The organism is Pseudoalteromonas sp. ATL1, from assembly GCF_058933015.1.
The window spans coordinates 3153577-3165192 of sequence record NZ_JBZYXL010000001.1 but is presented as its reverse complement, the minus strand read 5'-3'; the positions used below and the strand labels follow the sequence as shown (position 1 = coordinate 3165192).

At 43.4% G+C, this 11616-nt stretch carries 9 protein-coding genes; 5 read left to right on the top strand and 4 right to left on the bottom strand.

The window, feature by feature from the left end; translation table 11 throughout:
• Both AC5FX4_RS13765 and AC5FX4_RS13760 read left to right on the top strand, forming a co-directional pair.
• Complete coding sequence (locus AC5FX4_RS13765; protein ID WP_493606937.1) at positions 1-2790, top strand: collagenase; 2790 nt, start codon at positions 1-3, stop codon at positions 2788-2790.
• Positions 2791-2934: 144 nt separating this feature from the next.
• A complete protein-coding gene (locus AC5FX4_RS13760) occupies positions 2935-3726 on the top strand; it encodes a type 2 periplasmic-binding domain-containing protein (RefSeq protein ID WP_493606936.1) in 792 nt (263 codons plus the stop codon).
• Positions 3727-3754: 28 nt separating this feature from the next.
• Here the strand turns inward: AC5FX4_RS13760 and gloA are convergent, their stop codons facing one another.
• The 4 genes from gloA to AC5FX4_RS13740 form a co-directional block, all read right to left on the bottom strand.
• The gene (gloA, locus tag AC5FX4_RS13755; protein ID WP_493606935.1) at positions 3755-4195 is read right to left on the bottom strand and encodes a lactoylglutathione lyase; all 441 of its coding nucleotides are present in this window, start codon (positions 4193-4195) and stop codon (positions 3755-3757) included.
• 69 nt (positions 4196-4264) lie between these two features.
• The gene (locus AC5FX4_RS13750) at positions 4265-6220 is read right to left on the bottom strand and encodes a pre-peptidase C-terminal domain-containing protein (RefSeq protein WP_493606934.1); all 1956 of its coding nucleotides are present in this window, start codon (positions 6218-6220) and stop codon (positions 4265-4267) included.
• A gap of 18 nt (positions 6221-6238) precedes the next feature.
• On the bottom strand, positions 6239-6814 hold the full coding sequence (locus AC5FX4_RS13745) for an Lcl C-terminal domain-containing protein (protein WP_493606933.1): 576 nt from the start codon (positions 6812-6814) through the stop codon (positions 6239-6241).
• Positions 6815-6894: 80 nt separating this feature from the next.
• The gene (locus AC5FX4_RS13740; RefSeq protein ID WP_493606932.1) at positions 6895-8397 is read right to left on the bottom strand and encodes an ethylbenzene dehydrogenase-related protein; all 1503 of its coding nucleotides are present in this window, start codon (positions 8395-8397) and stop codon (positions 6895-6897) included.
• A 186-nt stretch (positions 8398-8583) separates the two neighbouring features.
• Between AC5FX4_RS13740 and AC5FX4_RS13735 the strand changes: the two genes are divergently transcribed.
• The 3 genes from AC5FX4_RS13735 to hda all read left to right on the top strand — a co-directional run bounded on the left by AC5FX4_RS13735 (position 8584) and on the right by hda (position 11603).
• Positions 8584-9762 carry a GAF domain-containing protein gene (locus tag AC5FX4_RS13735; protein ID WP_493606931.1) on the top strand — a complete coding sequence of 393 codons (1179 nt, stop codon included), beginning with the start codon at positions 8584-8586 and terminating at the stop codon, positions 9760-9762.
• A gap of 78 nt (positions 9763-9840) precedes the next feature.
• Positions 9841-10896 carry a DUF8605 domain-containing protein gene (locus tag AC5FX4_RS13730; protein ID WP_493606930.1) on the top strand — a complete coding sequence of 352 codons (1056 nt, stop codon included), beginning with the start codon at positions 9841-9843 and terminating at the stop codon, positions 10894-10896.
• Entirely contained in the window at positions 10893-11603 is a 711-nt protein-coding gene (gene hda / locus AC5FX4_RS13725) for a DnaA inactivator Hda (protein ID WP_493606929.1), read from the top strand. The genes AC5FX4_RS13730 and hda overlap by 4 nt, the downstream gene beginning before the upstream one ends.
• Positions 11604-11616: the final 13 nt, after the last annotated feature.

Genomic DNA, 11616 nt, shown 5'->3' with positions numbered 1-11616 from the left:
ATGAAACTTAAAACAATCATCGTGGCACTACCCATTTTGGGTTCAAGTTTAAGCCATGCGGTATTCGCTGCAAACCAAAGCACATTTTCACTTTTACAGCCTGAATCACATCGACAGGTCGAGCACATTTTTCATGGACATGAACATGCCACTCGCGATGAGCGTGCTCCGGCGAAGGCTTCTGATTATGGTTTATCGGTCAATGTAAATCCTACCACTCAGTTGCTGCAAAGCGTGCAAGCTGATGCAAATGTGAGTTGTGATTTGAACGCACTTGCAAGCGCAACAGGTACCCAGCTTATTTCACAAATTAAAGCTCAGGGCAGCAGTTGTGTGAACGAGCTGTTTTCGGCGAGCAGCCAAATACAAATCAGTACATTCACTAACGATAAAATGACTACTGTTGTTGATGAAGCTCGAGCATTGGCACAAAGCTACGACGGAGCTGGTAGCAATGATTTAACCGCGTTGTTTTTATTTATCCGTGCGGGTTATTACGTTGAATTCTATAACGATGCCGTGACGTTTAGTGACGCGCTACGCACTAATGTGCAAGGTGCGATTGATGCATTCGTGAATAATGCGCACTTTTATGACAACAACAACGAACATGGCAAAGTGCTACAAGAAGTGATCACCACTATGGACAGTGCCGAGTTACAGCACAGGTATTTAGGCGTGGTGCGTCAGTGGCTAGAGAACTTTAACCAAAGTTATGCCAGCAACCGCAATATGCGCAACGCAGTGAATGGTATTTTTACGATTTTATTCCGTGGCCAGTGGAATGATGAGTACGTTCCGCTGATCAAAAAAGACACTGCGTTGGCCAACGCTTTGGTGGCATTCACGCAAAAAAATTGGATGATTGATTCGGACTCTGAATTCCTAATTATTAATGCTGCAGGTGAACTTGCTCGTCTTAAGCAACATGGTGCGAGCGATATCGATGCAATTGTAACGAATGGTCTAAAACAGCTTTTTTCTACTTATAAAAGCTACGGTTATGGCGATGGGTTATGGCTAAACGCGGCTGATGTGGCGTCCTATTATGCCGATTGCAGCGAGTTCAATATTTGTAATTTTGAAGATAATTTAACGCAACAAGTGCTTTCTCAAACCCATCAATGCAGTAGCACGATAAAAATTCGTGCACAAGAGATGACCCCAACTCAGTTATCTTCGGCTTGTGACACCATGGCTGCAGAGGAAACACGCTTTCATAATCGGCTTGCGACGAACCAAACTCCTGTAGCAGATGACAACAATACCTTTTTACAAGTCAATATTTTTAATAGCAGTAACGACTATAAAAAGTATGCTAAAGCCATTTTTAATATCGATACAAACAATGGGGGTATGTATTTAGAAGGTGACCCAAGCAAAGTAGGTAATCAAGCTAACTTTGTCGCTTATGAAGCGAGTTACGCTAAGGGAGAGCATTATGTTTGGAACCTCGAGCATGAATATGTACATTATTTGGATGGTCGCTTTGATTTATATGGCGATTTTAATGCGCCAACTAAGGCAATCGTGTGGTGGTCTGAGGGTGTAGCAGAATACATCGCGAACCAAGATGATAATCAAAAAGCCATTGATACGATCAAAGATGGCTCGGTATATAACTTGCAGCAAATTTTCGCCACGACTTATGATGGCTTTGATCAGGATAGGATCTATCGTTGGGGTTATTTGGGTGTCCGTTTTATGTTTGAACGTCATAACGATGCCGTCAATAATATGCTCGCTAAAACGCGCGTTGGTGACTGGAATGGATACCGAGCGTTACTAGATGGTTGGCAGTCACAATATGATGCGGAGTTTACGCAATGGACTCAAGATCTGGCATCGGGAGAGAACACGCCTCCAGTTGCGAAAATTAATGGCCCATACACTGGCCAAGTTCAAGAAGCGATTGCATTCTCGAGTCAAGGGAGTAGCGATGCGGAAGGTCCTATCAGCCAGTATGTTTGGGACTTTGGAGATGGCAATAACAGCGGTCTTGCAAATCCGACACACAGTTACAGCGAAGCGGGTAATTACACAGTTACACTTACCGTAACCGATTCAAACGGTGCATCAACAACCGCAACAACAACTGCGACCATAGAAGCAACGCGAGGGGCCACAAAACTGTATCGCGGTCAAGCTGTCAGTGTATCTGCGCAACAAAATGAGCAGAAAACATTCCTGATTGAGGTGCCCGAGGGCGCACAAAACTTAAGTTTTGTTACTTCGGGAGGTGATGGGGATGCAGATCTGTATGTGAGTTTCAGCAAAGTGCCAACGACAGAAGACTTCGATTGTCGACCATATAAAAATGGTAATAGTGAGCAATGTGATTTTGCAGCGCCACAAACGGGTAAATATTACGTGATGCTGCGTGCCTACAACACATTCAATAATGTCTCCCTTGTCGCTAACTATGACGCGCCTATAGCGACGTTGCCGGATGCGTGTAAAACACAAGCTGCTAAAACTGGTGGTCGTGCGCAAGCGGGTGAGTTGATTTGCCTCGGTGATGAATCCGTCATGTGGTTTTCACTTGAAAATGTCAGTGCGCAAAACAGTATCCGTATAGAAACAGCCAACGGCACTGGTGACTTAACATTGGAATATAGCAATCAAGGTTGGCCAGATGGTAACAATGTTGATGCGCGTTCAGATAACTTGGGAAATGAAGAATGTATCAGTTTGTCTGGCCAGTTACAGTACTGGGGCTACTTAAAAATATCGGGTAGTAGTCAAGCGGCTTCTCTCAAAGTAAGCTATGACGACGGGGGTTGTCACTAAATTATCGGTTGAATTGAAAAGGGGGATTTATCCTCCTTAATTACTCAATCGTGTTGCAAATTAAATAAGTAGATGCATTGCATTGAGTAAATGTTAGGTTAACATTTAGCTATACAGATTGTTTTTTGAAACAAATGGATATATATGTTTTCTCAATTCAAGTGTGCAGGATTGTATCTGTTCTTAAGCGTTGCTTTTATTATCAGTAATGTGGCTTTCTCAAAAGACAATGTACAAATTTATGCATACCATCTGAAACCACCCTATATGATTGACGTAGAGCAAGAGATTGGCTTTTATTTCGATCTGATCTCGCTTATAAATAAACATCAGCAAGTTGCTAATTTTAAACTCGATTTTTTGCCTCGGAACCGGCTAAATCGTGATATTGCAGAGGCAAAATTGGATGGTTTGATTATGGGGGCCAATCCACTGTGGTTTCATGATGTTGAGAGGAAAAAGTTTGTCTGGTCACGCTCGTTTATGTTGGACCAAGATGAGTTTGTCTCTCATGTAAAAGCACCATTCGAATTCATTGATGACAAGTCGTTGCATGAAAAAGTCATTGGTGGTGTGCGCGGCCACTTTTATTTTCATGTGGACCCAGTTGTCGGGGCCAAAAAGGCGACGCTTATCGCGACGGGCTCCGATCATCAGTTGTTAGAGCTTATTGTCAAACAGCGAATTGATGTGGCAGTGATCAGCCGCGCGACGGTTAACTACCTAGTTTCGGAAAATAAAACTTGGAAAAACGAGATCTATTTTTCAAAGCTGCCACATGAGCGATATGAGCGGGCTTTTTTGGCACCATATGCATTGCAAAGTAGGATCGCAACGATTGACTCACTGTTGCAAATGCCAAAGTTTAAAGATGAACTTCAGCATTTACTTGAGCGCTACCACGTTACTGATGAAGAAATTCTAGCTGATTATTAGTGCTATTTAGCGCGTTCACGAGGGTAATTTACCAACTCCCCGTGTTTTCCATTGAAGCCCATGGCTCTTTGGCAGCTAGAGCCTCACCTTTTTGCAATAACTCAATTGAAATACCATCCGGTGATTTCACAAACGCCATATGACCACAACGAGGTGGTCGATTAATGACAACGCCAGCTTGTTGTAATTTCTCACATGCTGCATAAATATCATCTACTGAAAATGCAAGGTGGCCAAAGTTTCTTCCGCCCGTGTATTGTTCAGAGTCCCAATTGTAGGTGAGTTCGATAGTTGGTTTAAACGTTGTTTTGGCTTCTTCGAGTTGTCCGGGGGCGGCTAAATAGATGAGTGAAAATCGGCCTTGCTCGCTGTCATAACGTTTCACTTCAACTAGGCCAAGTAAGTCACAATAAAAATGTAGCGACGCGTCTAAATCTTTAACGCGTACCATAGTGTGTAAAAATTCCATGAAAAACCCCTTGTTATCGAAAATACTTAGTATGGGCATTTCGATAAATCACAAGGGGTTGTCGTGGAGTTATTCTGCTTTTGCGCTCAATAATACGCCAGAAAAGCTGCTATAGGCTTTCAAACCTATGTGCCAACTGCCTGTCTTAGGAGAAGTAATAGAACACACTTCATTGTTACCATCTTCATAAGGGCGACATTCATAGCTTGAAGATGTTGGTTTTTCACCAAAGCGTACATACAGATCAGCATCCCCAGTACCTGAAGCACTTGTTACCGTCAGCTTACTCATTCCGGCAGGCACTTCAAAGCTGTAATATAGCCAATCATTTTTACTAGCACTTTGATCAGGCCACTGTTGCTGATTAACTGGCGCACCACCAACCTCAAATTTCGCGAGCAGATTTAAGTTAGCGTAAGCTTCATAAGCGTGCAGCATCACATAATACTTACCAACTTGAGCAGTATTGATTGGGCAGCTCTCGCTATTGCCATTTTCATATGGACGACAGTCATAGGCTTGCTGCGTAGCTAGCTGTCCAAAGCGTACGTACATATCTACATCGCCAGAACCACCTGAGGTTGTAAACGCAAGATTAGACGCATTTTCAGGCACATCTAATACGTAGTGTGTTTCTTTACCTTTAGTTGCAGTCAGGCCGCTGAGTGTTTGACCGTTTGTTAATACGATGGCTTCTGGTTCGTCAATAGGACCCGTATCAATCACACTCAATTGGTTAGCAGCTTGTTTGAGCGTAAGCACTTCGCCAATCGTATTGGCATGCCACCAGTTTATATTGGTGGGTAACATGAGTGGATCACTGGCACGCTGTTCCCGCGTGAGTTGATCTGCTGCGCTGTCAAACTGGGCGGTTCGAACCAATAAGTTGTCTTGGCTTACTGAGAGTACTTTAAATTGCTGAATGCTCGCCAAGTCAATGGTCCATGATTTTGGATCGTTTGCGGAGCGGGCAGGGGCGCCCCAACTGCCTTCACCAATATATACTGTCCCGCCGTTGTTTGTTTCATTAAATCCATTTGCTGTGGGTTCTAGCGCTTGCGTGAGTTTGTTGATATGGGTATCAGACTCTACCACTAAGTTCATGCCATTATTATAGAAAGTGCCAGCCCACCAAGTGTGTAAAATGGTGTTATCAGATTTACCAGAATAATGCGGGTACATCGGCTTGTGATACTGGGCTGTACGCCATTTGGTCGCTGTTTTGTTGCTTGATAAGTCTTGTGCTAACCAATTATTCATGGCAGTGGCATAGCTTGACCAGCCACTATTTTTATACTGGCTATTTAGCGTATATACACGCAATAAACTGCCTACATTGAATGCACCATAGCTATCTGAATTAGTACATTGACCATCTTGGTCATAATCAACACCAAACACTTGGCAAAGGGTTTTGTAGTTGCCATCTTCATGATTACCATGGGTCGCAACAAACGGGTAAATACGTTTGTAACTTTGACCATCGATGGTGTCATCCGAGAATGTCAGTTGCCAGTCTTGCAAGTATTCCTTCATTTCCGAGCTTGAATTAGCGTTGGTGTAATCACCACCGTGCATAATGAAAAGAGGGCGAATTTTAGCGATCAGCTTGTTCCCTTCACGACGCGTCGTCCAGCCTGTTCGTGTATCACCACCTGCAACTACCGTAAAAGGTTGATTGCCCGTCGGCGCAGTTTTAAACCAAAACCTTTGGCCACAGCCCTCACTATCACATACGCGATAGTAGATAGCTGTATCAGGTGTTAAACCTTTGAGCGTTACAAATTGGCTTTGTAAACTGCTAGAAAACGTGTGTGATGTATTCACAGCTTGTGTTGACCAGCTTTGCTCATCCGTTGATGATCCAAATTTAACATGATGATTGCTGCCACTGGTTGGCGTAAAGCCAATAGTTGCTTGCGCACTTGGGTTATGATCCCAAATAAGCCTGTGATATTGGCTACCAGCATGCGCGCTGGCAGTTAATGTTAAACCAATAGCTAGGCTCACAATACGTGTGCTCATTTCCTTGATCCTATATTTTTATTGAGTTGAATTTGCGCGACGACTTAACTGCGTTTGGTTTTGCGTGAGCGGACTCACAAGAATGACAAAAGCAGCATTTCTATAGGGCAGATTAACGCTATCACCCGTCTGAAAATTGACTGCTTTGGCACCTTGTTTCAGGTGCCTAAATTGATTCGTTAGGGGCAGCTCGGCGTCATTACTCCAGTAGTCCCCTTTTTTAATATGAGGAAAGTAATCGTAAGCAATGTGCGGTTGACCGGGTCTATTTGGTGTTTGTAATAAGCTTTCCAGCTCACTGCTTGTAGGAAGACGCCAGTTTGACTGGCCACAAAGCTGTTCTTGCTGAGTACGGCGGATCAGATCGTGTGTATCACAGCGCTCTGGCTCGAAATAACAATCGCCAAAATTGGCTTTGCCCAGTTGATTGTTAAACCAAGAGTATGTCCAGTTAGCGTCATGGATTGACTCGCTGTCGGTTTTTACTTCCCATAGCACATTCAATTCGCGGTCAAAGACACATGCCCAAGGCCCTTGCCATGGCTTAATTAGTTTGCCTTCCATTGTTATTTTACTGAAGCGAGGGTGATCCATTGGTTCGATGGTCTCCTCAGAGATCAATGCGTATCCCGATATCAACACAAAAATTAGTAGCGACAAAAAGAGACGTTTTATCACAGCGAATACCTCAACTTAATTGCACGCTGGTGGCGCGTGTGTGCAATTTGGCTATGATCAAACGCAGATACCCACAAACATGTTTGATTATTCAAAGGAATGTCATAGGGTGACTGGGTATCATTTTGTCTAACTAACTCTAAAGTCCAAAATCCATCCTGCCAGTGTCCTTTTGCTCTAACATGCGCTCTGTCACCTTCAAAACGATTTGAACGATAGAGTACCGAGCTTAATTTTGTGCCGTTAGGGTATCTGTCTAGCTCAGATTTATATGGGGTGGAGCCAAACCAAGGCAACACAGTCGACTTTTCATGCTCAGTGCTTTCGGGCAACCGTTTTGGGGTGACCCCATTTTTGCTGTACCACAGCCAGTTCATAACGTACGCGCCACTTTCTTTACCATCAGGTTGGTAACCGGCCGTGTAGCGGCGTGCGCCACTGATCACGGTTGCGGGTCGCCCAATGAAGTTGTCATCCGCTAGCACCATATTGTCGGTTCGCACCGCTTTCCAATGCCAAAGGTCTCGTACTTGGCCATCTAGGCTGGCGTGATAGCCTTTACCGTGCCAGTTACTCGGCTTATCATTGAGCGGTCTTTTCCCGAGCTGGCTGGTGTTATCTGCGCCAAATTGGCAACTGTTTGATAGCATGACCGCAAACTTATCTTCGTAGTAGCTTTGCTCGTCAAAATGATAGAAGCCGTTTTCTTTAACATGCCAACCGTTTTCAGTTTTAACTAGAGGCAAGTGCTCCAAGCTTTGTGTTGGATCAGCCCACTTAAATAGAAAAAAGGTTTCTTCTTGATTACTGAGTGCTTTTATTTCTACTTGAGTTTGGCCGTTTTCAAAGTTTGCACCATGCGTGGTCAAGATTGAGATGGACGCCGCCTGCTGCCATTGTGGCTCGTCTGGTTTGCCATCCACATCCATTAATATATGTTGTGTTATGGGCATTACTTGTAGTGTATGGGTGGTTGATTGCAGCGCGTAAAATGCACTTGTGCTCACGATACCGATAATGAAAGTTAGAGTGATAGGGAGTTGCTTAACGGGCAGCTTAAGCACTCTTTTTATTGCCATTCTGCCCAGCTGTAAGAGATAAATCCAACTGTGCAATAACAGATACACAACGACCGATAGGGCACTGTAAAAATGTACAAAGATAAGGTTTGCAGGTAAACGGTCAAAAAACATTAAAGTGCCACTGACAGCAGCAAACATAATAGAGATATAACCAAATAGTGTCACCCCGTGATGATAGCGACTGCTTCTAACGGGCTTTTTAGCGACGCATTTTTGATAAGCATAATAACCTATCGTTACCCACATAATACTGGCGGCAAACAAATGCCATTGATGTACTTGCCCCGATGGCAATAATGCATTGAGCGTTAATAAATAGGGCTTATCAACAGTTGCAATACGAAGGCCTGTAAATAAACCGATGAATATAGCGCTGACACCGAGTGAATGTAGAATAATGAAGGTTGAACGACGCACAACAAACCGCTTGATTAAATGAAGTTAATTTATATTACATTTTATTTACGTTTTGTTAAATGCAAATGACAACACCTTCACTTTTAAAAGAAAGTTACACTTGTCTTAGCGGATACCGATGCTAACTCCTATACTCAAAGCAGTTATGCCATGACAAGTCAGGCGAATTATTAAGGAGGCAGTACTGTGCCAACGATCACAAATAACAATGTTATTGAAAGTGTCACAGACATTGTCGCTTGTTTAAATACCAGCGACTCCATACAACGCTTTTTACTTGATATTCATTGTATTTTGCAAAAAGTCACTTACGCCGACAATTTTTACGTGGCTTTGTTTGAACATGACGGGACATTGAGTTTTCCCTATTTTCATGATGTAAAAGACGCTATTACTTCAGAAGATTTCGATAAGATAAGTTTAAAGTCAATAGAGAAAACCCTCACAGGTTACGCTATCAGCCAGCAAAAAATTTGTAACTTCACAGAATCCGATATTCAGAAATTGGTAACCTCTGGTGAATTACAAGTTTTGGGTACAATGCCCAAGCAATGGTTATGTTTTCCGTTGTTAAACAGAAACTCGTTTTTAGGGGTATTCATCATTCAATCTTATCGAAACGAGGATGAGTATTCGGGCGTGGTTGTGGATGTGTTGTACACGATCAGTCATGTTATTTCGTCTGCATTAGATGCGTTTAACAACCAACGAGCATTGGTTGAAGCAAACCAAGCATTACAAATATACCAACAAGAACTTGAAGAGCGGGTGCAAGTAAGAACTCGAGAGCTTCAGGCAAGCTTAGAGGAGGTTCAGAACGAAGTGGCCAAGCGAGAGCAATTGCAGCAACAGTTAGAGTATGACTCATTACATGATAATTTAACTGGGCTTGCGAATCGTAAATACCTATTTAAAGAATTGTCCCGCCTTGCCGCCAAATCGGCTCGTGCTCATTTAGAGGTGTACGTGCTGTATATTGATTTAGATGATTTTAAACCGATTAACGATACGCATGGCCATAAAGCCGGTGACTTAGTGCTGCAAAAGGTCGCTAAACGTTTAAGTCAGGAAGTAAGAGCTTATGATCTGGTTTCACGCCTTGGGGGAGATGAATTTGTGGTACTCATGATGGAACCACTTCATTACGGTGTGCTTTCACAAGTGTGTGAACGCATATTAAATCGAATTTGTACGCCTATTGAATTGGATAGTGGTGACCAAGTGCGCTGTGGTTGCAGTATCGGCGTGGCAGGCAATTATGAGCAAAAGTTCAGTGCAGAGGCGATTTTGCATCAGGCAGATGATGCGCTTTATCAGGCAAAAAACAATGGTAAGAATCAAATTAAATTTGCCGTGTCTGATTAGCTATGTGCCGTTTTATGCTTTGCTTTAGTCTGTCTTTGCTTTAGGATCGAATCACAAGACTCCTTTATAGCTTTAGTTATGGCATTGAGAATACTGTTTATTTTTTGTTTGTTATGGTCTGCACAAGCAATGGCCGTGGAGGTCACGGATCTGTACCAAAGTGAGTTATCGGTAACAGACAAAAGCCGCGATACGCGTGTAAAAGCCAGTCAGCAAGCATTACGCAATGTAATCAAAAAACTCACGGGCCGCTTTGAGGGTGGCGAGTCACAACTGATAACACAAGCTATGCGCTCGATTTCGGATTATATGCTCAAGTATGAGTATTTAGACGGCGAAAAAGGCAGCGTTAAAATTCGCGTAAAATTTGAACCAACTAAAGTTGAAGAGTTAATTCAAGATGCTGGTTTGCCGCTTTGGGGAAACCGACGTCCACTTATCGCCATTTGGCTCGCTATCGAAGACAATTTGCGCCGTGACTTTGTTACCCAAGATAGTTATCCGCAGCTTGAGCGTTTAATCTACGACACCGCGGCGGAGTGGGGCGTGCCTGTGATTGTCCCATTGCTTGATTTGGATGACTTGTCAAAAGTGAGCGTTGCTGAAGTGTGGGGGAATTTCTCTGAACCAGTTGAGCTAGCCTCTGAAAGATATAATGCAGAACGCGTGATCACCGCACGTATGTTCCAACAACAAAGCAGCAGTAGTTGGCAACTTGAATGGCGTTATACTGATGCTGAACTGTTTGAAGTTAATAAACTGGTGGGCGATAAGCAGCAAATATTGATCACCATGGTCAATCATTTCTCCGCGGCGCTGGCTAAAAACTACGCGATTGATCCAAATGTGACGCTCGCAACGCAAAGCACTTTTATTCTGGTTGATAACCTTGAAAAATTTACGGCAATTGAACGAGCGCGCCGGCAATTAGCCAGTATGAGTACGGTCGTGGGGGTGGATGTCGTCTATCGTGCCGATGACAAAGTGCGCTTTCGAATAGATCATACTTCAAGCTTGGCTGATTTGATTAAAGCCTTGAATTTAGAGCAGGCGTTTAGTGTGTATGTTGATCCACACGCGTTTTACCAAGTAGCCGATGCTTCAAGGCTGCGTTATAGCTGGGTAGGTCAATGATGAGTAGCGAACCACTACAAATGGCTTTGCCCGTGACGCTACCGGACGATGAAACGTTCGCCTCTTATTTCGGTGGGCCAAAATCTCTTGAAGTGAGTCATTTAAAGGCTGCGTTAAAAAATATTGCCAGTGATTTTCAGTATACCTACTTGTGTGGACTCGCTGACTCGGGCAAATCACACTTACTTTACGCCACCTGTATTCACGCTCAGGAAATGGGGTTATCAACTATTTTATTGAGCTTGAGAGAGGTCATCGATTTTGGGCCAGCGGTGCTAGATGGCTTAGAATCACTAGATGTGGTGTGTATAGACGATGTGCACTTAGTCGCAGGACTAGATAATTGGGAAAAAGCGTTGTTTAACTTTTTTAACCGTTTTAACGAGCCGAATAAATGCTTGGTTGTTACGGCTGATTTGCTGCCGAGCATGTTAAATATCAATTTGCCTGATCTGGAGTCTCGTTTAGCGTGGGGAACGACTTTTCAAATTCGCTCAATGAGTGATGATGATAAAGCCGAAGCGCTGGTGAAAAGAGCCAATATGCGAGGGTTAGAACTCACTGATGAATGTGCGCGATTCTTATTAACTCGCTTAAGTCGCGATATGCGCGCACTGTTGGACGTACTCGATAAACTCGATCATGCTTCGATGGCCGCACAGCGAAAATTAACCATTCCGTTCATCAAAACCACACTCAAACTATAATTCAGTCTTTAAA

Excerpts from the sequence above, each read along its gene's own strand:
- AC5FX4_RS13750 (WP_493606934.1), bottom strand. The coding sequence starts at position 6,220 with ATGAGCACACGTATTGTGAGCCTAGCTATTGGTTTAACATTAACTGCC.
- hda (WP_493606929.1), top strand. The coding sequence starts at position 10,893 with ATGATGAGTAGCGAACCACTACAAATGGCTTTGCCCGTGACGCTACCG.
- gloA (WP_493606935.1), bottom strand. The coding sequence starts at position 4,195 with ATGGAATTTTTACACACTATGGTACGCGTTAAAGATTTAGACGCGTCG.
- AC5FX4_RS13730 (WP_493606930.1), top strand. The coding sequence starts at position 9,841 with ATGGCATTGAGAATACTGTTTATTTTTTGTTTGTTATGGTCTGCACAA.
- AC5FX4_RS13760 (WP_493606936.1), top strand. The coding sequence starts at position 2,935 with ATGTTTTCTCAATTCAAGTGTGCAGGATTGTATCTGTTCTTAAGCGTT.
- AC5FX4_RS13765 (WP_493606937.1), top strand. The coding sequence starts at position 1 with ATGAAACTTAAAACAATCATCGTGGCACTACCCATTTTGGGTTCAAGT.
- AC5FX4_RS13745 (WP_493606933.1), bottom strand. The coding sequence starts at position 6,814 with ATGGATCACCCTCGCTTCAGTAAAATAACAATGGAAGGCAAACTAATT.